The organism is Actinopolymorpha sp. NPDC004070, from assembly GCF_040610475.1.
GTDB lineage: Bacteria > Actinomycetota > Actinomycetes > Propionibacteriales > Actinopolymorphaceae > Actinopolymorpha.
Window position 1 is genome coordinate 67,740 of the sequence record NZ_JBEXMJ010000013.1, and the last position, 26,300, is coordinate 94,039.

24 protein-coding genes and 1 tRNA gene are annotated in these 26,300 nt (G+C 72.2%); 9 read left to right on the forward strand and 16 right to left on the reverse strand.

Annotated features, from left to right (window positions below; genetic code table 11):
- Nucleotides 1-239: 239 nt before the first annotated feature.
- Nucleotides 240-911, forward strand: a complete 672-nt coding sequence (locus tag ABZV93_RS22795) for an ANTAR domain-containing protein (RefSeq protein ID WP_354939401.1) — start codon at nucleotides 240-242, stop codon at nucleotides 909-911.
- A gap of 47 nt (nucleotides 912-958) precedes the next feature.
- Nucleotides 959-1,711 carry an aminoglycoside adenylyltransferase domain-containing protein gene (locus tag ABZV93_RS22800; protein ID WP_354939402.1) on the forward strand — a complete coding sequence of 251 codons (753 nt, stop codon included), beginning with the start codon at nucleotides 959-961 and terminating at the stop codon, nucleotides 1,709-1,711.
- A gap of 135 nt (nucleotides 1,712-1,846) precedes the next feature.
- Here ABZV93_RS22800 and ABZV93_RS22805 read toward each other — a convergent pair.
- The 14 genes from ABZV93_RS22805 to ABZV93_RS22870 all read right to left on the reverse strand — a co-directional run bounded on the left by ABZV93_RS22805 (nucleotide 1,847) and on the right by ABZV93_RS22870 (nucleotide 15,804).
- Nucleotides 1,847-1,919, reverse strand: a tRNA-Ala gene (locus tag ABZV93_RS22805).
- 148 nt (nucleotides 1,920-2,067) lie between these two features.
- Entirely contained in the window at nucleotides 2,068-2,706 is a 639-nt protein-coding gene (locus ABZV93_RS22810) for a histidine phosphatase family protein (protein ID WP_354939404.1), read from the reverse strand.
- Nucleotides 2,703-3,167 carry a ribosome silencing factor gene (gene rsfS / locus ABZV93_RS22815; RefSeq protein WP_354939406.1) on the reverse strand — a complete coding sequence of 155 codons (465 nt, stop codon included), beginning with the start codon at nucleotides 3,165-3,167 and terminating at the stop codon, nucleotides 2,703-2,705. The genes ABZV93_RS22810 and rsfS overlap by 4 nt, the downstream gene beginning before the upstream one ends.
- A gap of 77 nt (nucleotides 3,168-3,244) precedes the next feature.
- Nucleotides 3,245-3,844, reverse strand: coding sequence for a nicotinate-nucleotide adenylyltransferase (nadD, locus tag ABZV93_RS22820; RefSeq protein WP_354939408.1), 600 nt, complete (start codon nucleotides 3,842-3,844; stop codon nucleotides 3,245-3,247).
- A gap of 47 nt (nucleotides 3,845-3,891) precedes the next feature.
- The gene (locus ABZV93_RS22825) at nucleotides 3,892-4,032 is read right to left on the reverse strand and encodes a hypothetical protein (RefSeq protein WP_354939410.1); all 141 of its coding nucleotides are present in this window, start codon (nucleotides 4,030-4,032) and stop codon (nucleotides 3,892-3,894) included.
- Nucleotides 4,033-4,110: 78 nt separating this feature from the next.
- On the reverse strand, nucleotides 4,111-5,388 hold the full coding sequence (locus ABZV93_RS22830) for a glutamate-5-semialdehyde dehydrogenase (protein WP_354939639.1): 1,278 nt from the start codon (nucleotides 5,386-5,388) through the stop codon (nucleotides 4,111-4,113).
- An 89-nt stretch (nucleotides 5,389-5,477) separates the two neighbouring features.
- Nucleotides 5,478-5,834 carry a hypothetical protein gene (locus ABZV93_RS22835; RefSeq protein WP_354939412.1) on the reverse strand — a complete coding sequence of 119 codons (357 nt, stop codon included), beginning with the start codon at nucleotides 5,832-5,834 and terminating at the stop codon, nucleotides 5,478-5,480.
- A gap of 26 nt (nucleotides 5,835-5,860) precedes the next feature.
- Nucleotides 5,861-7,012 carry a glutamate 5-kinase gene (gene proB, locus ABZV93_RS22840; RefSeq protein WP_354939414.1) on the reverse strand — a complete coding sequence of 384 codons (1,152 nt, stop codon included), beginning with the start codon at nucleotides 7,010-7,012 and terminating at the stop codon, nucleotides 5,861-5,863.
- 7 nt (nucleotides 7,013-7,019) lie between these two features.
- Nucleotides 7,020-8,381 (reverse strand): GTPase ObgE, encoded by a 1,362-nt coding sequence (gene obgE / locus ABZV93_RS22845; RefSeq protein ID WP_354939416.1) that lies wholly within the window; start codon nucleotides 8,379-8,381, stop codon nucleotides 7,020-7,022.
- A 157-nt stretch (nucleotides 8,382-8,538) separates the two neighbouring features.
- Complete coding sequence (gene rpmA, locus ABZV93_RS22850; RefSeq protein WP_092887532.1) at nucleotides 8,539-8,793, reverse strand: 50S ribosomal protein L27; 255 nt, start codon at nucleotides 8,791-8,793, stop codon at nucleotides 8,539-8,541.
- 56 nt (nucleotides 8,794-8,849) lie between these two features.
- Entirely contained in the window at nucleotides 8,850-9,161 is a 312-nt protein-coding gene (rplU, locus tag ABZV93_RS22855) for a 50S ribosomal protein L21 (protein ID WP_354939418.1), read from the reverse strand.
- Between the two features lie 200 nt (nucleotides 9,162-9,361).
- The gene (locus ABZV93_RS22860) at nucleotides 9,362-12,781 is read right to left on the reverse strand and encodes an Rne/Rng family ribonuclease (RefSeq protein ID WP_354939420.1); all 3,420 of its coding nucleotides are present in this window, start codon (nucleotides 12,779-12,781) and stop codon (nucleotides 9,362-9,364) included.
- 200 nt (nucleotides 12,782-12,981) lie between these two features.
- On the reverse strand, nucleotides 12,982-13,776 hold the full coding sequence (locus ABZV93_RS22865) for a TIGR03936 family radical SAM-associated protein (RefSeq protein ID WP_354939422.1): 795 nt from the start codon (nucleotides 13,774-13,776) through the stop codon (nucleotides 12,982-12,984).
- A 51-nt stretch (nucleotides 13,777-13,827) separates the two neighbouring features.
- Nucleotides 13,828-15,804: a TIGR03960 family B12-binding radical SAM protein gene (locus ABZV93_RS22870; protein WP_354939641.1), complete on the reverse strand. Its 1,977-nt coding sequence runs from the start codon at nucleotides 15,802-15,804 to the stop codon at nucleotides 13,828-13,830.
- A 222-nt stretch (nucleotides 15,805-16,026) separates the two neighbouring features.
- Here ABZV93_RS22870 and ABZV93_RS22875 point away from each other — a divergent pair, with 222 nt between their 5' ends.
- From ABZV93_RS22875 to ABZV93_RS22890, 4 genes are all read left to right on the forward strand, one after another.
- On the forward strand, nucleotides 16,027-17,241 hold the full coding sequence (locus ABZV93_RS22875) for a hypothetical protein (RefSeq protein ID WP_354939424.1): 1,215 nt from the start codon (nucleotides 16,027-16,029) through the stop codon (nucleotides 17,239-17,241).
- Nucleotides 17,242-17,403: 162 nt separating this feature from the next.
- A complete protein-coding gene (locus ABZV93_RS22880) occupies nucleotides 17,404-18,225 on the forward strand; it encodes a DUF1707 domain-containing protein (RefSeq protein ID WP_354939426.1) in 822 nt (273 codons plus the stop codon).
- 77 nt (nucleotides 18,226-18,302) lie between these two features.
- Nucleotides 18,303-18,503 (forward strand): hypothetical protein, encoded by a 201-nt coding sequence (locus tag ABZV93_RS22885; protein ID WP_354939428.1) that lies wholly within the window; start codon nucleotides 18,303-18,305, stop codon nucleotides 18,501-18,503.
- Nucleotides 18,504-18,842: 339 nt separating this feature from the next.
- The gene (locus ABZV93_RS22890; RefSeq protein ID WP_354939430.1) at nucleotides 18,843-20,288 is read left to right on the forward strand and encodes a sulfatase-like hydrolase/transferase; all 1,446 of its coding nucleotides are present in this window, start codon (nucleotides 18,843-18,845) and stop codon (nucleotides 20,286-20,288) included.
- A 67-nt stretch (nucleotides 20,289-20,355) separates the two neighbouring features.
- Here the strand turns inward: ABZV93_RS22890 and ABZV93_RS22895 are convergent, their stop codons facing one another.
- The gene (locus tag ABZV93_RS22895; RefSeq protein ID WP_354939432.1) at nucleotides 20,356-21,300 is read right to left on the reverse strand and encodes an ankyrin repeat domain-containing protein; all 945 of its coding nucleotides are present in this window, start codon (nucleotides 21,298-21,300) and stop codon (nucleotides 20,356-20,358) included.
- Entirely contained in the window at nucleotides 21,297-22,013 is a 717-nt protein-coding gene (locus ABZV93_RS22900; protein WP_354939434.1) for a DUF2461 family protein, read from the reverse strand. The genes ABZV93_RS22895 and ABZV93_RS22900 overlap by 4 nt, the downstream gene beginning before the upstream one ends.
- Before the next feature lie 140 nt (nucleotides 22,014-22,153).
- On the opposite strand from ABZV93_RS22900, the gene ABZV93_RS22905 reads away from it, so the two are divergent.
- The 3 genes from ABZV93_RS22905 (at nucleotide 22,154) to ABZV93_RS22915 (ending at nucleotide 26,280) form a co-directional block, all read left to right on the forward strand.
- Complete coding sequence (locus ABZV93_RS22905; RefSeq protein WP_354939436.1) at nucleotides 22,154-23,140, forward strand: WYL domain-containing protein; 987 nt, start codon at nucleotides 22,154-22,156, stop codon at nucleotides 23,138-23,140.
- Between the two features lie 92 nt (nucleotides 23,141-23,232).
- Complete coding sequence (locus ABZV93_RS22910; protein WP_354939438.1) at nucleotides 23,233-24,888, forward strand: glutamate--tRNA ligase family protein; 1,656 nt, start codon at nucleotides 23,233-23,235, stop codon at nucleotides 24,886-24,888.
- 135 nt (nucleotides 24,889-25,023) lie between these two features.
- Nucleotides 25,024-26,280 carry an Nramp family divalent metal transporter gene (locus tag ABZV93_RS22915; protein WP_354939643.1) on the forward strand — a complete coding sequence of 419 codons (1,257 nt, stop codon included), beginning with the start codon at nucleotides 25,024-25,026 and terminating at the stop codon, nucleotides 26,278-26,280.
- Nucleotides 26,281-26,300: the final 20 nt, after the last annotated feature.

The following is a 26,300-nucleotide window of genomic DNA, read 5'->3' on the forward strand; positions in this document are numbered from 1 at the left end:
CGCCGATCGCGGTCTCGCCATCAAGGGCGGCGTTGGGCTCGGACACCTGTTCGAAGGCCTACCGCTTTCGAGAGAATCGCCGTTAGCGAGTGGGACCAACCCGGTCTAGCCTTTCCGAAACCTCGCCCGAGGTCACCGACCTTCCGGTGACGGATACGGCGCGGGAAGCATCCGACAGTGGCGTGGGGATTTTGATGGATCGGCCAGACGACCAGCGGCTTGCGGATGCACTCGAGGGATTGACGCACGCTCTGTGGACCAACGAGTCTCCAGAGTCATCACTTGCCTGGCTGACCAAGGCCGCGGTGACGGCGGTGCCGGGGGCGATCGCCGCGGGGGTGACACTTCGCGACCAGAAGGGTGCGCTCGAAAGTTTCGCGGTCACCGCCGACTTCGTGCGGGAAGTGGACGCGGTGCAGTACCGCTACCGCGAGGGGCCCTGCGTCGCCTCGTTGCATCACGGGCCTGTTCACCTGGTCAGCGACATGGCCACTGACTCCCGGTGGCCGACATTCGCCCCCGCGGCGGTGGCCATGGGCGTCGGCGGCATGCTGTCGGCGCACATGTTCGCCTGGGACGGCGCCGCCGGGTCGCTGAACTTCTACGCCGACCGACCGGACGCCTTCGCCACGGGCGCGGACGCCATCGGCCTCCTGTACGCGTCCCAGCTGGCCATGACGTTCGCCCTCAGCCGGCAGCCGACGCGACTTCGGGACGCCATGACCACCCGAACCGAGATCGGCGCGGCGACCGGGATCCTGATGGAGCGCCACCACCTGGACAGGGACCACGCGTTCAGCCTGATGAGGAAACGTTCCCAGACCCGCAACATCAAGTTGCGGGAGGTCGCCCGGCAGATCATCCAGCTGCGGCTGGGCACCCAACTGCTCGACCATGAAGTCGACGTCTGACTTCGTTCCAGCGCGGTCGACAAGGCTCATGGAGCAGGTCACCCGCGGTGGTCGATGATGGACGGGTGATCATCCCCGAGGTCCTCGCGTTCGGTGATCAGGTGGCGGACGCCCTCACTCGCACGCTCGGCCCGGATCTTGTCGGCGCGTACTTCGTCGGCTCTGTCGCCCTGGGCGGCTACGTCCCGGGCGAGAGCGACATCGACATCGCCGCCGTGTCCGGTGCCGCACTGACCGACTCGCAGCGGCGATCGGTCGCCTCAGCGGTCGTCGAGGCGAGTGCGGGGTGCCCGGCCCGCGGCGTGGAGTTCACCCTCTACCGCCGCGAGATCGCAGGCTCGCCTCCCTCGGGCGCCGACTTCGAGGTCAACGCCAACGGCGGACCACGCATGCCAACGGCCGTGCATCTGGACGCGTCGGCCGAGCCCGGTTTCTGGTACGTCCTGGACCGGGCGATCGCCCACCGGTCCGGTCTCGCGATCAGTGGACCTCCTGCGCGAGAGGTCTTCGCCGATGTCCCTCGCGACACCCTGCTGGAGGCCATGTACCGGTCCATGGCATGGCACCGCGCCCACGAGAAGGCGACCCTCTATTCGGTGCTGAACGCCTGCAGGGCATGGCGGTTCGCCGAAGAGGACGTACTCGGGTCGAAACTCGAAGGTGCCGCCTGGGCTCGTGCCCGCTGGCCCGACAGCGGGACCATCGATGCCGCAGTGGCGCTCCGCCGTGGGGAGAACGCCGTGCTCGACGCCTCGGCGGTCGACGCGCTCCTCTCGGCCGTGGCGGCTCGGCTCCGCTAGGCAACGCAGGCATGACCCGCAGGAGCAGCCGGAGTGATCAACGCAGAGAAGGAACCGCACCTGTGACGGTGCTCACCTGCCGTACGACACGAGAAGAGGCCGGTCCCTGAACGGGAAACCGGCCTCTGACTGCGGTGGAGCTGAGGGGATTCGAACCCCTGACCCCCTCCATGCCATGGAGGTGCGCTACCAACTGCGCTACAGCCCCTTTGCCCTGTGGGCGCGGCCCACTCTATCGGGTCCACCCGGCTCAGGCGAAACCAGGGCACCAATGGAGATCCCGACCGTCCGCCGAGGACCTCGAACCGGCCCGGAGCGGCTCCGGACCGCCGTCGAACCTACCCGGCCGAGACGCCTCAGCGGTCGTCGCTGAGCACCGGCTCGGGCAGGGTGCCGGCGTTCCACTCCACGATCCGCCAGCCTCGCCGGCCCGGCTCGCAGACCACCCACGAGCAGTTGCTCAGCCCGCCGAACGCGTCCCAGTGTGCCGAGGTGAGACCGACAAGTCGGGCGACTCCGACCCGGGTGGCCAGACCGTGCGAGGCGACCACGACGGTCTCACCGTCGGCGACGAGCTCGGTGGCCCGCCGGAACGCCTTCTCCGCGCGTTCGGCGACCTCGGCGACCGTCTCGCCGTCGCCGCCGCGCCGGACGTCCTCCCCCGCCTCCATCCTGGCGTGGATGTCGGGGTGGCGAGCGGCGAACTCCACCCTCGTCATGCCCGCCCAGGAGCCGACGTGGATCTCCCGCAGATCGGGGTCGTACGACACCTCCAGCCCGGTCAGCCGGGCCAGCGCCGCCGCGGTCTGGGCGGCCCGTTTCAGGTCACTGGCCACGATGGCGGCCGGACGCAGGGCGGCGAGCCGGGCTGCGGCGGTCTCGGCCTGCCGCAGCCCCACCTCGTCCAGCGGGATGTCGGTCTGCCCCTGGAAGCGGTCCGTGTAGTTCCAACCGGTCCGCCCGTGCCGCCAGACCACCAGCCTGGCGGCCGTCACGCGTCGGTTCCGGTGGGACGCGGCCCCTCGGCGTCGGAGAGACCGCGGGAGAGATCACCCGGCATGTCTGCGGCCAGGTCGCGAGGGCCTCCGCCCACGGTGACGGCCTCGGGGAGCTTGATCTCGGGGCAGTCCCGCCACAGTCGTTCGAGCGCGTAGAAGGTGCGCTCCTCGACGTGCTGGACGTGGACGACGAGATCGCCGTAGTCCATCAGGACCCAGCGGTTCTCCCGGTCGCCCTCGCGGCGGGACGGCTTGTGGCCGGCGGCAGCCAGTCGGTCCTGGATCTCCCGGACGATGGCGCCGACCTGACGGTCGTTGGTGGCAGAGCACAGAAGGAACGCGTCGGCGATGGCGAGCCGCTCGGAGACGTCGAATGCGATGACGTCGCGGGCCTGCTTGTCAGAAGCGGCCAATGCGGCCAGCTGTGCCAGCTCGACGGCTTCGGTCGTTGCGGGCACGAGGTCCTTTCTCGCCGATTCCGGAACGAATGTATCGGAACGGCGTATCTGTTCGGCGTAAGGTCCACTCCAGGATCTCACGGCTTGAGGTACATCCGCCTCTTGTTGATGTACTGAACGATGCCGTCGGGGACGAGGTACCAGATCGGGCGACCCGCAGCGACACGTTCGCGACACTCCGTGGAGGAGATGGCCAGTGCCGGGATCTCCAGGAGCGTGACGGCCTCGGACGGAAGCTCGTCGATCTCGAAGGTGTGGCCGGGCCGGGTACACCCGACGAAGTGCGCCATCTGGAACAGTTCGTCGACGTCGCGCCAGGTGAGGATCTGGGTCAGCGCGTCCGCGCCGGTGATGAAGAAGAACTCCGCGTCCGGACCCCGCGCGGCCCGCAGGTCACGCAACGTGTCGACGGTGTAGGTGAGCCCCGGCCGGTCGATGTCGACCCGGCTCACCGAGAACCTCGGGTTGGACGCGGTGGCGATCACCGTCATGAGGTAACGGTCCTCGGCCTCCGCGACCTGCCGGGAACCCTTCTGCCAGGGCTGCCCGGTGGGTACGAAGATCACTTCGTCGAGGTCGAAGTCGGCCTGGACCTCGCTCGCGGCCACGAGGTGGCCGTTGTGGATGGGGTCGAAGGTGCCGCCCATCACACCCAGTCGGGGACGCCGGTCGCTCACCAGGTCCTCCGGACCGCCGGAGTGTGCCTACGCATCTGTCGTCAGCGTCAGGCGTGCGGCCGGCCCTTGCCGAAGGCGAGCGTGATCGCCAGGAGGGAGACCAGGATCAGGAAGGCGATGAGCCCGAACACCGGCCCGGGAAAGGGCAGCTTCGGGCCTTCCTGTGCGAGAAGTACGACGGACGCCATGGTCGCAAAGCCTACCCCGCACACCTACGATGCCGGCGCCGGGCCGCCCGGCAGCAGGCCCCGGCACCAACCCCGAGGTCAACCGCGGATCTGCCCCTCCCCGACCACGACGTACTTGGTCGAGGTGAGCTCGGGCAGGCCCATCGGCCCGCGCGCGTGCAGCTTCTGGGTGGAGATGCCGATCTCGGCGCCGAACCCGAACTCGCCGCCGTCGGTGAACCGGGTCGAGGCGTTCACCACCACCGCGGCGGAGTCGACCGCCTGGACGAACCGCCGGGCCGCGGGCTGGGACCGGGTGATGATCGCCTCGGTGTGGCCCGAGCCGTGCCGGCGGATGTGCCGGCAGGCGTCCTCGAGTGAGTCGACGACAGCCGCGGCGAGATCCAGGGAGAGGTACTCGGTGTCCCAGTCGGCGTCGGTGGCCGGGACCACCGCCTTGTCGTACGCCGCGACCCTGGCGTCCCCGTGCACCGTCACCCCCGCGTCGCGCAGCGCTGCCAGCGCACGCGGCAGGAACGCCTCGGCGGCGTCGGCGTGCACGAGCAACGTCTCCGCGGCGTTGCAGACGCTGGGGCGCTGGGTCTTGGCGTTCAGCAGGATCGAAAGGGCCATGTCCAGGTCGGCGTCGGCGTCGACGTACACGTGGCAGTTGCCGACCCCGGTCTCGATGACCGGAACCGTGGAACCCTCGACGACGCTGCGGATCAGGCTTGCGCCGCCGCGCGGGATGAGGACGTCCACCAGGCCGCGCGCCCGCATCAGGTGCCCGACCGACTCGCGGCTGTCGCCGGGGACGAGCTGGACCGCGTCGGCGGGCAGTCCGGCGTCGACCAGCGCCTTGCGCAGCACGTCGACGATCGCGGCGTTGGACTCCCGCGCGGAGGACGAGCCCCGCAGTAGTGCGGCGTTCCCGCTCTTCAGGCACAGACCGGCCGCGTCCGCGGTGACGTTGGGGCGGGCCTCGTAGATGATGCCGACCACGCCGAACGGCACGCGTACCTGGCGAAGCTCGAGACCGTTCGGCAACGTGAAGCCGCGGACCACCTCACCCACCGGGTCGGTCAGCGCGGCGACCTGGGCCAGGCCGTCGGCCATCGCCGCGATCCGGCCCTCGTCCAGCCGCAGCCGGTCGATGATCGCGTCGGGTGTGCCGGCCGCACGCGCGCGCTCCACGTCGGCGGCGTTGGCGGTGACGATGGTCTGCGCCTGGGCTCGCAGAGCGGCGCCCATCGCGGCGAGGGCGGCGTCCTTGTCGGCGCGGGACCGGCCGGCCAGGTCGACGGCGGCCTCCCGGGCGCGGGCCGCGGTCTCCAGGACGGCCGCGCGCTCACGATCGGTGTCGGCGCCCGCGGTCACGGCGTCGGCGTTCACGGAAGCAGTCACGGTTCAGATCCTATGGCGCGGGCGTAGGCGAGCAGTTACTGCCGTACGCCGAGATCACACCGTCAGTACGGGCGGACGCTGCCGATGCCGGCGAACGGCGGCGGGGCGGTTCCCTCGTCCACGCGCTGGGTGAAGGTGTCCCGGTCCAGCACCTCCAGGCCGATGACCTCCCACTGGGGCAGCCCTGCGCTGTCGCGGTGTTCGGTCCACAGCCGCAGCGCCAGCGAGGCCGCGTCCAGAAGATCGGTGGCCTGCTCCCAGTAGCGCACCTCCGCCCGGTCCGGCTGGAAGCGCACGGTCAACAGGAACGGCCGCTCCTCGACCAGGCGTTCGAGGCCGGCGCGTACTTCGTCCGGATCGTGGGGTTCGCCCGCCACCGTCACGGTGATGTGCCACGTCCGCGTCTCGTCGGAGCTCACACCGCCGCCTTTCTTCAGTGCGTGATTCAGGTGTGCGCGATCGTACGGTCGCGTTCGGGTAATAGCACGAGGTCGTCGCGATGGACGACCTCGCGTTCGTAGGCGGGACCGAGCTCGCGAGCGAGGTCCCGGGTGGAACGGCCGAGCAGGTCGGGAAGCTCGCGGGCGTCGAAGTTGACCAGCCCGCGGGCGACAGCCCGGCCCTCGGGATCGACCAGGTCGACCGGATCCCCCACTTCGAACGTCCCGTCCACCGCCACGATCCCGGCCGGGAGCAGGGACGCGCGGCGCTCGCAGACCGCGCGCACCGCGCCGGTGTCGAGCCGGAGCCGGCCGCGCGGCGTGGTGGCGTGGGCCAGCCACAGCAAGCGGGTGGGGCGCCGCCTGCCGGTGCGGTGGAAGTGGGTGCCGACCCGCTCGCCGGCCAGCGCCCGGCCCGCGTCGCCGGCGTCGGAGAGCACCACGGGAACGCCGGCAGCGGTCGCGATGCGGGCCGCCTCCACCTTGGTCGCCATGCCCCCGGTGCCCACGCCGGAGCGACCGGACCGGCCGAGCGAGACGTGGGCGAGGTCGGCGTCGTTGCGCACCTCTTCCACGCGTTCGGTGCCGGGCCGGCGCGGGTCACCGTCGTAGAGTCCGTCGACGTCGGACAGCAGGACGAGCAGGTCGGCGTGCACGAGGTGGGCGACCAGCGCGGCCAGCCGGTCGTTGTCGCCGAACCGGATCTCCTCGGTGGCCACCGAGTCGTTCTCGTTCACGATCGGCACCACGCCGAGCTCCAGCAGCCGCGCCATCGTGCGGTAGGCGTTGCGGTAGTGGGACCGCCGGGTCACGTCGTCGAGGGTGAGCAGCACCTGCGCCACCCGGAAGCCGTGCCGCCCGAACGCCTCGGTGTAGCGGGCCACGAGGAGTCCCTGGCCCACGCTCGCCGCCGCCTGCTGGGTGGCCAGGTCACGGGGGCGGGTACGCAATCCGAGCGGTGCGATGCCGGTCGCGATCGCGCCGGAGGAAACCAGCACGATCTCGGTGCCGGCGGCGCGGCGGGCGGCGAGGGCGTCGACGAGCGCGTCGATGCGGTCCTGGTCGATGCCGCCGCGCGAGGTGGTGAGTGAGGACGACCCGACCTTGACGACCACGCGCTCGGCGGCCGTCACGTCGGTGCGCAGCCCTTTGGTCACCGGTTGGTCACCGACCGTCCAGCCGGGGGTCGCTGCCCCGTGGGCCCTGCAGCAGCTCCGCGCCGGACTCGACGCTGGGGTCGAAGTCGAACACCACGGCGTTGTCCTCCTCGCCGATCGCCACCGCGTCGCCGCGCTGGGCGCCCAGCTTGCGGAGCTTGTCCTCGACGCCGAGGCGGTTGAGCCGGTCGGAGAGGTAGCCGACGGCCTCGTCGTTGCTGAAGTCGGTCTGGCGTACCCACCGCTCGGGACGGCGGCCGCGCACCCGCCACACGTCGCCCTCGCGGGTGATGGTGAAGTCGGACTCGTCGACGGCCCGGGGTCGGATGACGATCCGGGTGGGCTCGGCCGGTGGGGTCGCCGCGCGCCGCCCCTGGACCAGACGGGCCATGGCGTACGACAGTTCGACCAGGCCGGCGTGCGTGGCGGCGGACACCTCGAAGACATGCAGTCCTCGTGCCGCGAGCTCGGGCTTCACCAGCTCGGCCAGGTCACGGGCGTCGGGCACGTCGACCTTGTTGAGTACGACGAGGCGCGGACGGTCCTCGAGCCCGCCGTGCGCGGCGAGCTCCCCCTCGATGATGTCCAGGTCGGACAGCGGGTCGCGGCCCGGCTCCAGCGTCGCGCAGTCGATCACGTGGCACAGCGCGCTGCACCGCTCGACGTGGCGCAGGAACTCGTGACCGAGCCCCCTCCCCTCGCTCGCGCCCTCGATCAGCCCGGGGACGTCGGCGACGGTGAAGGTCGTGTCGCCCGCGGTCACCACGCCGAGGTTCGGCACCAGCGTGGTGAACGGGTAGTCGGCGATCTTCGGCCGGGCACGGGACATGGCGGCGATCAGGCTGGACTTGCCGGCGCTGGGGAACCCGACCAGCCCCACGTCGGCGACGAGCTTCAGCTCCAGCACGATGCTGCTGCGGTCGCCGGGCTCGCCGAGCAGCGCGAACCCCGGAGCACGGCGGCGGGCCGAGGAGAGCGCGGCGTTGCCCAGACCGCCGTTGCCACCCGCGGCGACGACGTAAGAGGTGCCGGCGCCTACCAGGTCGATCAGCACCTCGCCGTCGGTCGTCTTGACGACCGTGCCGTCGGGGACTCGCAGCACGAGGTCGGCGCCGTCGGCACCGGCGCGGTTGCTCCCCTGGCCGGGGCGGCCGTTGGCCGCTCGGCGGTGGGGTGCGTGGTAGTAGTCGGCCAGCGTGGTGAGGTTGGGCGCGACCTCGAGGACGACGTTGCCGCCACGGCCGCCGTTGCCGCCGTCCGGGCCGCCGAGGGGCTTGAACTTCTCCCTGTGGACCGAGGTGCAGCCATGGCCGCCGTCACCGCCGGCCACGTGCAGCGTCACCCGGTCGATGAACGTGGGGACCGCCACGGCGCACCTCCTCCCTGCTGGAATCGCCTGACTGGATCGCCTGACTGGAACCGCCGACCGGAGCCGACGACGACCGCGGCCGCTGGTGAACCGCTGGTCAAACACGTACGGGGCGGGCCCAGATGGCCCGCCCCGCCCATGTGTGTCTGGGTGTGGCTTACGCGCTCGGGAGAATGCTGACGGTGCGACGACCGCGGCGGCTCCCGAACTCCACGGTGCCCGCGGACAGCGCGAACAGCGTGTCGTCGCCGCCCCGCCCGACGTTGAAGCCGGGGTGGAAGTGGGTGCCGCGCTGGCGGACGATGATCTCACCGGCGTTGACGAGTTGGCCGCCGTAGCGCTTGACACCGAGTCGCTTGGAGGTGGAGTCGCGCCCGTTCCGCGAGGACGAGGCGCCCTTCTTGTGTGCCATGAGATGTCAGCCCTTGGTCTTTTCGGTGGGTTGGTCCGGAGGTGGTGCCTGGCGGACTAGCCCTGCGTGATGTCGGTGACCTTGACCTTGGTCAGTGCCTGGCGGTGGCCCTGGCGCTTGCGGTAGCCGGTCTTGTTCTTGTACTTCAGGATATGGATCTTCGGGCCCTTGGCGGCACCGAGGACCTCAGCGGTCACCGAGACCCTGCCGAGCGCCGCGGCGTCGGACGTGACGCTCTCACCGTCGACGACGAGGACGGCCGGAAGCTGCACCGTCGAGCCCGTCTGCTCGGCCAGTCGGTTGACCTCGAGGACGTCGCCGACGGCCACCTTGTGCTGCCGGCCGCCACTGCGCACGATCGCGTACACCGCTGGTCTCACTCTCTTCGGACGTTCGGGAGCGCGTCACGGGGAACGGACGCGCGAAGATGGCGCGGACACCGCGCCGACGGATCAGACTACCGCAGGCCCTCGGCACGGATCAAAGCCGGGCCACCCGGCGGGTACCGGCGGACCTGCCACCGGGCACCCGCACCGGGTGTTCCTGCTCTGACCGGGCACGTGCGGACCTACTCGGCGGGTACCCGCCGACGGCTGCGCCGACGGGCGGGACGACCGCCGAAATCCTCCGGCGACTCCTCCTCGGGGGCGCCGGACGCCTCCTCGGACTTGTCGGAGGTACCGACGGGCTCCGCGCCGTTGCGGGCCGCGTCGGGTGTTCGGTGTTCCGGCTCGGCCGTTTCCCGGTCCGGCTGCGCTTCCCGGGTCGTACCGGACGTATCGGGCGTGCCCGCGGCGGCCTCCGAAGATGCGGGCTCGGAAGGCGCGGCCCCCGAAGACGCCGGCTCGGCTGCCACGGCAGGGGTGTATCCGACGTTCACCCACTTGGCCGCGGCCGGCGTGGCGACAACCGGCTCGGCCTGCGGCTGCTCGGCCTGCGGCTGTTCGGCCTGCGGCTGCTCGGCCTGCGGCTGCTGGCCATCGGCCTTCTGGGCGTTCTCGTCGTTCTCGTCGTTCTCGTCCTTCGATGCCTGCTCGGCATCGGACGGGCCCTCGGCTGCCTCGGACGCGACCGGCTCGGGCTTGACCGCCTCGGACGCGACCGGCTCGGGCTTGACCGCCTCGGACTCGGCCGGCTCGGCCTTGTCCACGTCGGACTCGACAGGCTCGGCGTCGACGGGCTCGACGTCGACAGGCTCGGCGACTCCGTTGCCACCGCCACCGCCACCACGGCGCCGACGGCGGGAGCGCCGGCCGTGCTCCTCCTCACCGCTGGGCGGCGAGGGAGCAGCCTCGACGGGTTCGAGGCGGACCTTCACGCCACGTCCCGAGCAGGCCTCACACGGCTCGCTGAACGACTCCAGGAGGCCCGTTCCGATCCGCTTACGCGTCATCTGGACCAGGCCCAGCGAGGTGACCTCGGCCACCTGGTGCTTGGTGCGGTCGCGGCCGAGGCACTCCACCAGCCGGCGGAGCACGAGGTCGCGGTTGGACTCGAGCACCATGTCGATGAAGTCGACGACGATGATCCCGCCGATGTCGCGCAGCCGGAGCTGGCGCACGATCTCCTCGGCGGCCTCGAGGTTGTTGCGGGTGACGGTCTCCTCGAGGTTGCCGCCGGCACCGGTGAACTTCCCGGTGTTGACGTCGATGACGGTCATCGCCTCGGTGCGGTCGATCACCAGCGAACCGCCCGAGGGTAGCCACACCTTCCGGTCCAGAGCCTTCACGATCTGCTCCTCGATCCGGAACGAGGTGAACACGTCGTCGGACTTCGACCAGCGTTCCAGCCGGTCGGCGAGGTGCGGCGCCACGTGCTCGACGTACCCCTCGACCATGTCCCAGGCCTCGTCACCGGAGACGACCAGACGGGCGAAGTCCTCGGTGAACAGGTCGCGGACGACCTTGATCAGCAGGTCGGGCTCGGCGGAGAGGAGGTTCGGCGCCTGACCGTTGGCGGCCTTCTTCTCGATCGCCTCCCACTGCGCCTTCAGCCGGGCGACGTCGCGGGACAGCTCTTCCTCGCTCGCGCCCTCGGCGGCGGTGCGGACGACCACACCCGCCTGGTCGGGAACGATGTCCTTCAGCAGTGCCTTGAGCCGGCTGCGCTCGGTGTCGGGCAGCTTGCGGCTGATGCCGTTCATCGAGCCGTGGGGTACGTAGACGAGGTAGCGGCCGGGCAGGCTCACCTGGCTGGTCAGCCGGGCGCCCTTGTGGCCGATCGGGTCCTTGGTGACCTGGACCAGCACGCTCTGCCCCGACTTGAGCGCGAGCTCGATCCGGCGGGGCTGGTTCTCGTGACCCAGGGTGTTCCAGTCGACCTCGCCCGCGTAGAGCACCGCGTTGCGGCCGCGGCCGATGTCGATGAACGCCGCCTCCATGCTGGGCAGGACGTTCTGCACCCGGCCGAGGTAGACGTTGCCGATCATCGACGACTGCGACTCGCGGGTGACGTAGTGCTCGACGAGTACGTCGTCCTCGAGCACCGCGATCTGCGTACGGTCACGCTGCTGGCGGATCACCATCGTGCGCTGAACGGCCTCGCGGCGGGCCAGGAACTCCGACTCGGTGAGGATCGGCGGCCGGCGGCGACCGGCCTCCCGGCCCTCCCGGCGGCGCTGCTTCTTGGCTTCCAGCCGGGTCGAGCCCTCCAGGGCGCTCGGCTCGTCGTCGCCCTTGCGGGGCTCGCGGACCTTGACGACGGTGTGCTCGGGGTCGTCGGGCGCGCCGTCGGTGGACTCACCGCGACGGCGGCGACGGCGCCGGCGGCGACGCGAGCCGCCTCCGTCCTCGTCGGAGTCGTCCTCGGAGTCGTCGGACTCCGCGGCGGAGGTCTCCGCCGCTTCGTCGGTGCCAGCCTGGCCGGCGTCGTCGGAGGTGGAGTCGGCGCCGGAGTCGTCGTCGGCGCCGTTCTTGTTCCTGCGGCGCCCGCCGCGGCGGCGACGGCGACGGCGGCCGCCCTCGGACTCCTCGCTGTCGTCGGAGTCGTCGATGTCGGCTTCGTCGGAAACGGGTTCGGCCTTGCGCCCGCGCCTGCCGCGGGTGGACCGGCCGCCAGCGTCGGTCCCGGACTGGTCCGCCTCAGCGGCCTGGTCCGGCTGGTCCTGCTTGTCCGCCGCCTGGCCGGCGTCTGCGGTCTCGGCAGCTTCGGCGGTCTCGGTGGCCTGTGCGGCCGCTCCCCCGCGGGTACGCCGGCGGCGCGACGGCTTCTGCTCACCGGACTCCGCCGGCTCCCCCGCCGCTGACCTCTCGACGGGAACGACCGGTGCGGTCTCGATCGCCGGCGGCTGGAACAGCACGGTCGGCGGCTGGAAGGCCACGGCTGCCGGAGCCTCGGGCCCGGTGGACTGCGGCCGGCCGGCGGGCTCGGCGGCCTCCTCGGAAACGGCCGGCTGCTCCGCCGGCTCGTTGCCCGACTGGTCGCCACCAGCGGGGGCGGGTGGGTTGGCCGCCTCCGCCTCGGTGGCGGCGGCCGCAGCGGCGGCCTCGGCCGGTGCCATCGCGACCGGAGCGGAGGTCTCCGGCTGGGCCGGCTGAGTGCTCTCGGGCTGGGCGCTCTCGGGCTGGGCGCTCTCGGGCTGGGCGCTCTCGGCCTGGTCGTTCTTCGGCGCCGCGGCCTTCTTGGCCCGGGTGCGCTTGGCGGCGGCTCGCTTGCGCGGCGCCGGCTTCTGCTCCTCGGCCGAACCGTCGGCCGGAGTGTCGGGAGTACCGGCCGCCTCGGCGGGGACCACTGGGGTCTCCGCGTCCGCGGTGGCCTCGGCCGGCGCGGCGGCCTTCTTCGCCCGGCTCACGCGCTTACGCGCGGTGCGCCGCGGCGTGGTGGTCGTCGGCTCCGGCTCCTGCGCCGGGCCGTCTGCCTGCGGCGGCGAGCCGTCTGCCTGCGGCGGCGGGCCGTCTGCCTGCGGCGGGGAGCCGCCGGTGTCGGCAGCGGGTCGATCGGACTGTTCGGGTGTCGCGCCCGTTTCGGCGCCGGGCTCGTTTTCGAGCAAGTCTGTCTCCTGTCAGCCCCCGGGCTGGTGAGCCGCGCGGAGGCCCGTGTCGGTCGCCGGGACCACCCGCGGGTGGCTCCGACGTAAGTCGCTTGTCAGTCCCGACCGAGAGCCGTAGCTTCACTCCGGAACCGCGACGGCGCCTTCGCCACGGCATCGCTCCCGATCGGTGTCCCAACCGCGTCAACGGCTCCTGTCACTCACGAGGTGACGGAAGCGTCGCGGTCGGGGGCCAGCGGGTCGCCCACGGTGCCGGACTCCTCGTCCCACGGGCCCTGGCTCCGCCGGGTCATGCGATGTGCTGGCGGAAGCTGGAGCCCTGACGCCAGGCGGAGCCCGGCGAGGACGTCGTCGGGTCGCACAGCGGGCGTTCCGTGCCGCACGACCACCTGCAGTATCGCACAAGGAATCGAGAGGTCGGTCGCACCGCCGGACGGTGCGCCCGCGGCCGGTTCCGGCCGGGTCAGGCCGAGCCGGCGGACCGCGTCCCGAATGTCGAATACGCGAAGTCCGTTCTTGGTGAGGCGCTCCACCTCCACCACGTCGCGGGCGTGGAACGCCTCGACCGCGGCGGACAGGTCGCCGGCCGCTTCCACCGGGAAGGCGAGCTCCCAGAACGACGCCTGCAGCCGGTCCGCCAGCGCACCCGCGCCCGCCTCCACGACCTCCAGCACGTCCAGCCCCTCGGGCAGCGCGGCGTCCAGTCCGGCACGCAGCGCCTGCGGGTCGCAACGCACGGCGACACCGAGTTCGGCGTACTCCGCCTCACTGGCGGCCCCGGTCGGCGCGGCCCCCGCGTAGGAGATCTTCGGATGCGGACTGAAACCGGCGGAGTACGCGATGGGTACGCCGGCCCGGCGGACGGCACGCTCCAGCGCCCGCTGGAAGTCGCGGTGGCTGGTGAAGCGCAGCCGTCCCCGCTTGGCGTACCGGAAACGCAGCCGCTGCACGGTCGGCGGGGTGTTGCGGTCGGGTGGCTTCGGTGTCCGGCTCATATCGCCGCAGACCTTACCCGTGTGCCCGCGCGGGGCCGGCCGGTCAGCCGGTCAGCCGGAGTCACGACTGCCGGCGGGGGCCAGGAGCTCGGCCTGCCGGGCCTGCGAGACGCCCACGATGGGGAGCATCTTCTGCCCGGTCGGGCCGACCTGGATCTCCGTACCCATCTGCGGGCAGACGCCGCAGTCGAAGCACGGTGTCCAGCGGCAGTCCTCGACCTCGACCTCGTCCAGCGAGTCCTGCCAGTCCTCCCACAGCCACTCCCGGTCCAGGCCGGCGTCGAGGTGGTCCCACGGGAGCACCTCGGTCTCGCCGCGTTCGCGGGTGGTGTACCAGTCGAGGTCGACGGGCTCGCCGGCCAGCGCCTCCTCGCACGCTTTCACCCACCGGTCGTAGGAGAAGTGCTCGCTCCAGCCGTCGAACCGGCCGCCGTCGGCCCACACCGCACGGATCACCCGACCCACCCGGCGGTCGCCGCGGGACAGCAGTCCCTCGACCACCGAGGGCTGCCCGTCGTGGTAGCGCAGCCCGATCGCCTTGCCGTACTTCCGGTCGCTGCGGATCGCGGCCCGCAGCTTGGACAGCCGGGCGTCGACGTTCTCCCACGACTCCTGGGCGGCCCACTGGAACGGCGTGTGCGGCTTCGGCACGAACCCGCCGATGGACACCGTGCACCGGATGTCGTTGCGGCCGGACACCTCGCGGCCGGTGGCGATCACCCGCTGGGCCAGGTCGGCGATGGCGAGCACGTCCTCGTCGGTCTCGGTCGGAAGACCGCACATGAAGTACAGCTTCACCTGCCGCCAGCCGTTGGCGTAGGCGGTGGCGACGGTACGGATGAGGTCGTCCTCACTGACCATCTTGTTGATGACCTTGCGCATCCGCTCGCTGCCGCCCTCGGGCGCGAACGTCAACCCGGACCTGCGGCCGTTGCGGGAAAGCTCGTTGGCCAAAGTGATGTTGAACGCGTCGACCCGGGTCGACGGCAGTGACAAGGAGACGTTGCTTCCCTCGTAGGTGTCGGCGAGTCCCTTCGCCACATCACCGATCTCGGAGTGGTCGGCGCTGGACAGCGACAGCAGCCCGACCTCCTCGAAACCGGACGCCTCCACGCCCTTCTGCACCATCTCGCCGATGGTGGAGATGTTGCGCTCGCGTACCGGCCGGGTGATCATCCCCGCCTGGCAGAACCGGCAACCGCGGGTGCAGCCGCGGAAGATCTCCACCGAGAAGCGCTCGTGCACGGTCTCCGCCAGCGGGACCAGCGGCTGCTTGGGGTAGGGCCACTTGTCGAGGTCCATCAACGTGTGCTTGACGACGTGCGACGGAACCCCGCTGCGGTTGGGCGCCACCCGCTTGATCCGGCCGTCGGGGAGGTAGTCGACGTCGTAGAACTTGGGTACGTAGACCCCGCCGGAGGCGGCCAGCCGGAACAGCAGCTCGTCCCGTCCGCCCGGACAGCCCTCGGCCTTCCACTCCCGCACCACGTCGCTGATCGCGAGGACGACCTCCTCCCCGTCGCCGAGGACGGCGGCATCGAGGAAGTCGGCGATCGGCTCGGGGTTGAACGCGGAGTGGCCGCCGGCCAGCACGATCGGGTGCTCGTCGGTGCGCTCGCGGGACTCCAGCGGGATCCCGGCCAGGTCGAGCGCGGTGAGCAGGTTGGTGTAGCCGAGTTCGGTGGCGAAGGACACGCCGAGAAGGTCGAACGCGCCGACCGGGCGGTGCGCGTCGACGGTGAACTGCGGGATGGCGTTGTCCCGCATCACCTTCTCCATGTCCGGCCACACGGAGTACGTGCGCTCGGCCAGGATCCAGTCGCGCTCGTTGAGCACCTCGTAGAGGATCTGCACACCCTGGTTGGGCAGCCCCACCTCGTAGGCGTCGGGATACATCAGCGCCCACCGGACCTGGGTGGAGTCCCACTCCTTGACGGTCGAGTTCAGCTCGCCGCCGACGTACTGGATCGGCTTCTGTACCGCCGGTAGCAGGGGCTCCAGCCGGGGGAACAACGACTCCACGGCCATGGTTCTCAGCACACCTTCGATCGGGGTCTCGTCGGCCAAAGCATCCAGGGTAACCGCCGGGTTCACCCGGCCCGGGTGGTCGGGGCCGCGTCGGCCGGGTGTCCCGGTCCCTCGTCGGGTTCTGCGTGGGGCCCGGCGCGGCGCGCGGGTCGGCCGGGCGGGCGACGCCATTCCCCCGCGCGAGGGAGGTGGGCGCCGGTCCACCCCGGCCAGCGTGAAGGCGTGCGAACTCCTGACGGAACGCGGGTCCGCCGCGACGCCGACGGCATGGACGGCATGGAGTGCCCCGACAGCCCGGACAGCCGCGACAATCCGAACGACATGAACGAGTACGCGGCCGGCACCTGCTCGGACCGCCCGAAGGTCCACTGGTCGGCGTGCTTGCCGGCGCTGGTGGTCGGCTTCGTCCTCGCATATGGGGCACTTCGTACGTACTGGGCACTCGGCCACCGGCCGTGGTTCCCGCCGATCGGGCCCGACCTGCTGGCGTTCTCCGGCTGGGGCGTGGTCGTCCTGTGCGCGGCGGCGGCCGCGGTGGCGGGGGTCATCCGCCTGCTGGTCGGCCCGCTCGGGGTGGTCTCCGAGGACGACGACCCCGCCGCACCGAGCGTCACCGGAGCACGCGGAGCGATGGCGCGGGCGAGCGCCGGCTGGGCGGCGGTGGTACTCGCCTGGGTCGTGAGCGCCGCCCTCACCTCCGCCGCCTGTCTGCTGCTGCTCGACGTCGTGGGGCTGTTGTTCGTGGGGCTCGGCATGTCGTTCGACGTGGGTGCGCTGCTCAGCCGGGCCGGCTGCATGGCGGGCGCGGTCCTGGTGGGCAGGACCGCGCTGGCCGGCGGTCGGCGGCTGCGGAACGGCTGCCCCGCCTGTGGCCGGCGGCGCGGTGGCCGAGCGGCGTGTGACACGCCTGCCGGGTCGTCCGTAGGCGGAGGGACGGTGCGCTCACCGTCGTGGGCGTTCGCGGCCGGCTACCTGGCGGTTCTCGGGTGTGTGGCCCGGTTCGGCGCGCAGGCGCTGGTCGGGTTCGGCTCGGAGGCGGCGCCCACGACCGGTGCGGCCGGCCGGGTGGCGGGCTTCGCGTTCCTGGCGGCCGCCGCGCTCGCCGGCACGTTGCTGCCGCTGGCGCAGGTGCACCGCTTCGGACGGGTCTCGCCGCGCTGGGTGCTCGGCCTCGCCGGCCGCCGGATCCCGCGGTGGCTGGTCCTCGGCCCGGGGCTGGGCGTCTCGGTGGGGATGACGGCGTACTTCGGGACCGGTCTGGTTCAGCTCCTCACCGAACCGGCGAGTGCGACGTCCACCGACCCGTACCCGTCCTGGTTCATGGGGGTGGCCATGTCCGCGTACCTCGTGTGGGGAGTGGGCCTCGGCATCGCCGCGCTCTCCTACCGACTGCTCACCCGGCCGCGGTGCTCCTGGTGCGCGGCGCCGGCTCGGTAGGCCGGATCTGTCGGATGGCGGATTCGGTCGGTACGGCCGGATCCGTCAGTACGAGGGGATAATGTCCGCGCGTGGGCCACCGGGACACGCCACGGCCTTGTCCCGGCCCGTTCGCTGCGGATCGGCCCACCACCTACCGAACGCAGCACGGAGAAGGCGGCCATGAACGACCAGCGACCCGAACCCCGCCCGTCGGAGCAGCCGGGGCCCGCCCGGCCGGCCGGCGGTGCCGACATCCTGGCCTCCGACGCCGAGCGGGAGGCGGTCGTCTCCCGGCTCAACTCCGCGTGTGGCGAGGGCCGGCTGACGCTGGAGGAGTTCAGCGACCGGCTCGAACGCTCCTACACCGCCCGCACCCGCGGTGAGCTCGAGCCCCTCCTCCGTGACCTCCCGGTCGGCACCGAGGAGAAGGCCGAAGCGGCGGCACGGCCCTCCCACGGCCGCGGGCGCACCGACTGGCACGTGACGCCACTGGGCGGACTGCGCCGCAGCGGGCGCTGGCGGATGCGCGACCACCTGCTGTCGGTCACGTTGATCGGCGGTGTCGACCTCGACCTGCGCGAGGCGCAACTGGACGCACCGGAGGTCACGCTGACCTCGGTGTCGGTCATCGGCGGCGTCAGCCTGACCGTTCCGCCCGGGGTCTCGGTGGTGACCGAGGGGTTCAGCCTGCTCGGCGGCCGGAGTATCGACGTCGACGAGGTGGCCGGCGACGACGCGCCGACGCTGCGGGTTCGCGCGTACTCCGTGCTCGGAGGCCTGCGAGTGGCGAGCTCCCGGCCCTATGACGGATTCCGTGCCGCTCGGGCGAGCCGACGCGAGGCCCTGGCCGACGCGCGGGCCCAGCGTGGCGCGGCCCTCGGTGAGGCCCGGACCCAGCGCAGGTCCGCGCTCGCCGAGGCCCGGTCCGAGCGCCGGGACGCGTTGCGCGACGCTCGGCAGGCCCGGCGGGACGCTCGGCGGGAGCGACGGGGCGGCCGGTAGCCGGAGTTCTACCTACCCGCCACGCCTGGAGCCGGTCCGGGTAGGAGGTGTCGGCGTCTGATGGGAAGATGTGCCGCATGGCCGCGTTCTTGTGTCTCCCGACCGGGTCGGGACTCACTCTCGCCGACATCGAAGACTGGGCGTCTCGCGCCCGCGCGCTCGGCGCCGTCGACGACGCCGAGGTCGTGGTCGGTGAGCCCCCGCTGCCCGACGGCGGTGAGCGCGTGACGCTCAGCGTCGCGGTCAACGTCAGCCGTACGGTCCTGCCCGACGCCTGACCGGCCGGCCCGTGGCCGCGCTCTGGTCCGCGGCGAACGGTTCTCCCGGCCCACTGCTGGACTCCCTGGTCTCCCCCGGCGTCCGGCGTACGTCCTACCGCGCATTCCCCTCCGGGCCAAGCGGACCGGCACTCCCCACCGGAACCGCTTCCGGTCACGATCTCGACCAACGCGGACCTGACCGCTTCTGATGGACCCGTTCGGGAGTCGATGCAGGAGTTCATCCACTCAGACCACCTGATCCGAGCTGTCCCCGACGGCGTACCCGAGGGGGCACCTCGATCGGCCTGAAGTGACTCCTCAACCTCCGGCTCCCCTCACCGACAGGAAGGTCCCACCGTGCCAGACGCCGCGCCCGACAGTACGCCGTCCGCCAGGCCCAACGTGGTGGTCGTCTTCACCGACCAGCAACGTTGGGACACCACCGGGGTGCACGGCAACCCGCTGGACCTCACCCCGAACTTCGACGCCATGGCGCGCGCCGGGACACATGTGGTGCAGGCCTGTACGCCGCAGCCGGTGTGCGCACCGGCTCGGGCGGCCATCCAGACCGGCGCCTACCCCACCACCACGGGCGTCTTCCGCAACGGCCGCACGCTGCCCGCCGACGTACCCACGCTGGCCGGCTGCTTCGCCGAGGCGGGCTACTCCACCGGATACATCGGCAAGTGGCACCTGGCAGACGAGGAACCGGTGCCGCCGGGCAAACGTGGCGGCTACCAGAGTTGGCTCGGTGCGAACGTGCTGGAGTTCGTCTCCGACGCCTACCGCACCGTGATGTTCGACGACGACGGCCGGCCGGTGATGCTGCCGGGCTACCGGTCCGACGCGGTCATCGACGCGGCGATCCGGTTCGTCGCCGACCAGACCAGCCCGGACGGGTCGGGCACGGCGCGGCCGTTCTTCCTCTTCGTGTCGCTGATCGAACCGCACCACCAGAACGAGGTGGACACCTACCCGGCACCGGACGGGTACGCCGAGCGCTACCAGGGACGCTGGCTCCCACCGGACCTCGCCACGCTGTCAGCCCAGGGCGGCACGGCGCACCAGCACCTCGGTGGCTACTGCGGGCAGATCCGCCGCGTCGACGAGGGACTCGGCCGGTTGGTCGACGCGCTGCGCAGCCTGAACCTGCTCGACGACACGATCCTGGCCTTCACCTCCGACCACGGCAGCCACTTCAAGACCCGCAACGGGGAGTACAAGCGCTCCTGCCACGACGCCTCCATCCGCGTGCCGCTCGCCCTGCGCGGACCCGGCTTCGACGCCGGCGGTGCGCTGAACCGGCCGGTGAGCACGATCGACCTGCCGCCGACCCTGCTCGACGCGGCCGGAGTGGACGTGCCGAAACAGATGCAGGGCCGGTCGTTCCTGCCGCTGGTCCGCGATCCGGGTGCGGACTGGCCGGAGGAGGTGTTCGTCCAGGTCAGCGAGTCGGAGGTGGGCCGCGCGATCCGTACGTCCCGATGGAAGTACTACGCCGTCGACCCCGACGCGCACCCCTGGGACGACCCGGCGGGCACGCGGTACGTGGAGACGGCGTTGTACGACCTGGCCAACGACCCGTACGAACTCCGCAACCTGGCCGGGCTGACCTCCCACCGGCAGGTCGCGGACCAGCTGCGGGAACGGCTCGCCGCCCGGATGGTGGAGGCGGGCGAGGCCGCGCCCCAGATCCTGCCCGCACCCGAGGTGCCCGCCGGGCCGCAGCGACGGGTCGACCCCGCCGCGCACTCCGGCCGGTGGACCCCGGTGCGGTTCGGGCACCAGCGAGCCGGATCCTGAGCCGGCGCCGAGGCCGGGTTCGCGCCCGGTGCCGGAGCCGAAGCGCGCGGCGTCCAGACGCACGAGGTCACCGGCGCACGGACCTGAGGTAAGCCACCGTCTCGGCATGACCGAAGTGCTCGGCCCAACCGAGCGGGGTGGCCTGGTGAGCCGTGTCCACCCGGTCGAGGTCGGCGCCGCGCTCGACGAGGAGCCGTGCCACGTCGAGCGCGCCCGCCCCGGCCGCGTAGTGGAGCGGAGACGGCGCCGACGAACGCTCGGGCGCGTCGACGCCGAACCCGAGGTCGACGAGCAGGCGTACGGCATCCCAGCGTTGGCGCGAGGCGGCCCGGGAGACGATGCCGGGATCCTCCTGGCGAAGGCGTTCGACCACGCCCGGGTCCTGGGCACTGAGCCGCTCCGCCTCCGCCCGGTCACCGCGGAGGCACGCGTCGGCGAACGGGTCCTGGGGGCGCTGGTGTGCGTACAGGTCGCGGACCACTCCGATCTCCGCACCATGGTGGATCAGCTCGTCCAGGATGTGCAGCACGAACGCGGCACCGTCGGACTCGGCGAACGGCCCGGCGATCTCACCCATCGGCCGGGCCAGTGCCTCGTCGGTCACGGCTGCGAGCCGGCGGCGCCAGATCGCGTGCGCGCGTTCGATGGCCGCGATCGCCGCGGCGGCGGTGCCCTGCGGCGCCGGCTCCTGGTCGGCGCCGACCGGCAGTCCGAGCCAGGTGGCGGTGCGGTCCTCTCCCAGGAGGCCGGCAATGTGAGCGATCCGCCAGGCCAGAGTGGTGAACGGCGCCGGCTGCGGTGGCAGGGCCGAACCGTCGGCGGCGTGGCCGCCGTCCCCGGTCGGCCGGACCGTCCAGACGCCGGGCACCGGCTCCCAGAGGTACTCCTCGTCGGTGAGGCCGCCGAGCCGGTGGCGCAGTCGCTGCCAGGCGTAGTCGGAGAGTTCGAGCAGGTGAGCCTTCATGGAGCTGCTGGCCGGAAGGTCGGTGGATGCGTCCGTCGGGGTGGTCATAGCCGAACGCTAGCCCCGGTGGCGGACAGCTCCGGTCCGGCATTCCCGGCGAACCACGAGGTCATCGGGCGGAGCGCGGCGAACTCCGCGAGCACCCGGTCGACCACCTCCGGCGTGTGCAGCCAGGCCTCGCCGCCGACCGGCCGGGAAGCGGTCAGCGTCCGGTGCCGCAGCAGGTCCGCTCGGGGATGGTCAGGCGGGAAGCCGCGGGGCACCCGCTTGAGCAGATCACCGCCGATCTCGTACCCCTCCTCGCTCAGGTCCTCGACGACCTCCGCCAGCTCCGCGCCGGCGTCGCCGGCGACCGCGGCCCGGTAACGCTCGACCTGCTCACCCGGCGCGTACCACCACGAGCACTGGACGGCCAGGCCGTCCAGGTCGAACGACACCCCCAGCTCGACGTTGGGCGCGACCCGGACCATGCCGACCTGCCGCTGCCACGGCCACAGCATCTTGGCGAAACCCCAGACGTGGAAATCCTCGTAGGCCTCGTCGGCGGCGGCCACGTCCCGCAGCAACGCGAGCATCGGCCGGCGGACCAGCCGCTCTCGATCGCGGCGCTGTCGTTCGCGCTCGGCCAGGGTCGGGTCGCCGTCCAGCCGCAGCAGCACGTCGAACGCCTCCTCCGGCCAGCCGGTGCAGTGATCTTCGTCGGTTCGGCCCGCGGTGTGGTTCGCGGGCTGGTTCGCGGTGTCGTTCGCAGGTCGTCCCATGGGGACCTCCCGGGCGGAAGCGGGATCGCGGATCAGGGTGTGCGGAGCATGCCACCGCCCACCGACAACCGGCGGAGGCGGCCGAGCCGACGCTGGGGGTCTGGTCCCCGGAAGGGTCGGCGCGGAAGAATCGCCGGGTCATGGACGTCATGGACACCGCCGCCCGCCTGCTCCGGCTGCTCTCCCTCCTTCAGGCCCGCCCGCACTGGCCCGGAGAGGAGCTGTCCGAACGCCTCGGGGTCACCCCGCGCACCGTCCGTCGCGACGTCACCCGGCTGCGTTCCCTCGGCTACCCCGTACGCGCCGATCTGGGTACGCACGGCGGCTACCGGCTCGCCGCCGACGGCCGGCTGCCTCCGCTGCTGCTGGACGACGACGAGGCGGTGGCCATCGCGGTCGGGCTCGGCGTCGCCGCGACCACAGCCGTGTCCGGTGTGGCGGACGGCGCCGTCGCGGCGCTGGCGAAGCTGGACCAGGTCCTGCCCGCCAGGTTGCGCGAACGCGTGAGCGCCGTCCGGGCGAGCACGGTGCAACTGCCCGGGCCGGACCTTGCCCTGGTGGACGCCGACGTCCTGGTCGTGCTGGCCACCGGGTGCCGGCGTACGGAAGGCGTTCGGTTCGGCTACCTCGACCACCACGGACAGGTCAGCGAGCGGTCGGTCGAGCCGTACCGGATCGTGCACACCGGCCGGCGGTGGTACCTCGTGGCCCGAGATCGGGACCGCGACGACTGGCGGACGTTCCGGGTCGACCGGGTGCGGGACCCGGTGCTGACCGGCCGGCGGTACGAGCACACCGACCCGCCGGACGCCATCGCCATGGTGTCGGAAGGGACCAACCTCGCACCGTGGTCGATCCAGGCCCGGCTCCGGGTGCCGTTCGACCTGGCGGAGGCCCGGCGGCGGTTCCCGCCCAGCGTCGGTGTCGTCGAGCCGGACGGCGAACCGGACGGCGACGAGCCGTCCACGATCCTGCGGGTGGCCGCCAACGAGCTGGGGCCACTGATGTCGTTCGTCGCCGGGCTGGACTGCGACGTCGACGTGCTGGCGCCTGCGGAGTTGCGGGCCGCTGTCCGCGACCGCGGCGTCCGCCTGGCCGCACGTCACGGCGACCCGCCACCCGGGTGATCACCGGCCTACCGGTCGCCGCCCGGTGGCGGTGCTCGCATAGGGTCGACAGACGAACCCCACCCATGTCGTCGCAACGGAGATCACCAGCGATGCTCGATCGCGCCGAAATCGACGCCCTCTTCCCCGCGGACCTGCCCGAGCCGGCGTACTGGGAACAGCAGTACCCGCCCCGGCAGCTGCCCGAGGGCGCGAAGGTGACGCGGGTCGGTCCGTCGCCCACCGGGTCGGCCCACCTCGGTCTCCTCTACGTCGCGATCATCGACCGGTCCGTCGCCGACGAGTCCGGTGGCCGCTACATCTTCCGGATCGAGGACACCGACCAGGCCCGTGAGGTTCCCGGCGCGCTGGAGCAGTTCGACCGGGCCTTCGCCTACTTCGCGGTGAAGCCGGACGAGGCCGAGGACCTGCCCGGCGACTACGGCCCGTACCGCCAGTCCCGGCGTTCGCACATCTACCTCAGCTACGTCCGCGAGCTGCTGCGCCAGGACAAGGCTTACCTCTGCTTCGCCACCAAGGAGGAGCTGGCGCAGATCACCGCGACGCAGCAGAAGACGAAGCTGCCGACCGGCTACTACGGGCGGTGGGCGATCTGGCGCGACGCCGAGCCCGACGCCGTGCGGGCCAAGCTCGCCGACGGTGCGCCGTACGTCGTCCGCTTCCGCGCCCCGGCGCGCCCGGGCGCACGGACCCGCTTCACCGACGCCATCCGGGGCGAGCTCTCCCACGAGTCCAACCGCAACGACGTGGTGATCCTGAAGACCTCCGCGCAGGAGCCGCGGCTGCCGACGTACCACTTCGCGCATGCCGTGGACGACCACCTGATGCGGGTCAACCTGGTGATCCGCGCCGACGAGTGGATCTCGTCGGTGCCGCTGCACCTGCAGCTGTTCGAGGCGCTGGGCTTCGAGGCGCCGGAGTACGCCCACATCGCGCCGCTGAACAAGCAGGACGGCGGCAGCAAGCGCAAGCTGTCCAAGCGCAAGGACCCCGAGGCGTCGGTCGACTTCTTCCTGGAGGCGGGCTACCCCGCGCCGGCCACGCAGTACTACCTGCGCGGCCTGGCCAACGGCCGGCTCGCCGACCTGCCGATGGCGGAGGCGCTGGCGGCGCCGATCCGGCTGGCCGACTGCGGTGTGGCCGGTCCCCTGGTCGACGTGGTGAAGCTGTCCGACATCAGCGCCGACCACATCGCCACCCTCTCCGGTGAGGAGATCCTCGACCAGCTCTCGGCATGGGCGCGGACGTACGACCCCGAGCTGGTGGAGGTCGTGGCGAACGACCACGACCTGGCCCTGCGCGCGCTGGCCGTCGAGCGCGATGGGGTGGAGAACCCCCGCAAGGACCTGCGCCGGTGGTCGGACTTCCGGCCGGTGTACGGCTTCTTCTTCCCGGCGCTGTTCCCGCTGGTCGACGACCCCGCCGACGAGCGGCTGGGCGGGCTGGACCCGGCGATCGTGCGCACGCTGGCGGCGGAGTTCGCGGACGGGTACCAGGAGCTGGACGACCCGCAGGAGTGGTTCGGCCAGATCCGCGACCTCGCCTCCCGGCACGGCTTCGCCAAGAACGCCAAGGAGTACAAGCGCGACCCGGACGCCTACCCCGGCTCCATCCGCGAGGCCGCCCAGGTGATCCGGGTGGCGCTCACCGGCTCCACCCGCAGCCCCGACCTGTTCTCGGTCGCCCGGGCGCTGGGGGCGCCGGAGGTGCTGCGGCGGGTGCGTGCGCTGACCGGCGCCCAGGCCTAGGGCCGAGGCTGACCGCGGACCCCGATGCCGACCACGACCGGGGGTACGGGGGGCGCTCGGGGCGCGAGCAGCCGAGCCGGTGGACCGCGGTCCGGCGTACGAAAGCGCTCCGGGGCGGCGCTGCTCGGTCCTGCGATGGTCGCCGCGGTCGCCTACGTCGATCCCGGCAACGTCGCCACCAACGTCACCGCCGGCGCGACCTACGGCTACCTGCTGGTCTGGGTGATCGTCGCCGCCAACCTGATGGCCGGGCTGGTGCAGTACCTCTCCGCCAAGGCGGGCCTGGTCACCGGGCGTTCCCTGCCGGCGCTGGTCGCGGAGGAGCTGTCCCGGCCGGCCCGGTTGGCGTACTGGCTGCAGGCCGAGCTCGTCGCGATCGCCACCGACCTCGCCGAGGTGGTGGGCGGCGCGATCGCACTGGCCTTGCTGTTCGACCTGCCGCTGCTGGTCGGCGGGCTGGTGACCGGCACCGTGTCGATGGCGGTGCTGGCAGTGCACGACCGGCTCGGCCGCCGTCCGTTCGAACGCGTCATCGTGTCGTTCCTGCTGGTCGTGACAGTCGGTTTCCTCGCCGGCCTGGTCGTCTCCCCGCCGGCGCCGGGCGAGGTCGCCGCCGGGCTGGTGCCGGGGTTCGCCGGGCTGGACAGCGTGCTGCTGGCCACGGCGATGCTCGGCGCGACGTTGATGCCGCACGCGGTCTACCTGCACTCCGGGCTGGCCGCCGACGGGCCGGCCGCGCGGCGGCTCGCCGCCTGGACCTCCGCGGGACGGCATCCGACCGCTGACCGGGCGGAGGACGCCACCGCCGCCCGGGTACGCCGGCGCGCGGGCGGGGTGGTCCGGCGCTATCTCGTCGTCACCCGGATCGACGTGCTGGTGGCGATGGTGCTGGCGGGCACCGTCAACCTCGGCCTGCTGCTGGCCGCCGCCACGGCACTGCGCGGTGTGCCGGGCACGGACCGGCTGGAAGGCGCGTACGCCGCGATCGCCGACCAGCTCGGCGGTGGGATCGCGGTGGTCTTCGCGGTGGGGCTGCTCGCCTCCGGGCTGGCGTCCACCTCGGTCGGCTGCTACGCCGGCGCGATGATCATGGAGGGGCTGCTGCGCCGGCGGATCTCGCTGTTGGTGCGGCGGCTGGTGACGCTGGCACCGGCCCTGCTGCTGCTCGGGATCGGCGTCGACCCCACCCGGGCGCTGGTGTTGTCGCAGGTGGTGCTGTCGTTCGGGGTGCCGTTCGCGGTGGTGCCGCTGGTGCTGCTCACCGCCCGCCGGCGACTGATGGGCGAGGCCACCAACCACCCGGTCACCACGGTGGCGGCCGGGGTGGTCGCCACCGTGGTCACCGCGCTGAACCTCGGGCTGGTGGTCCTCACGGTCGCCGGAGCGGGCTAGGCGAGAGCGGCCCCGGGGCC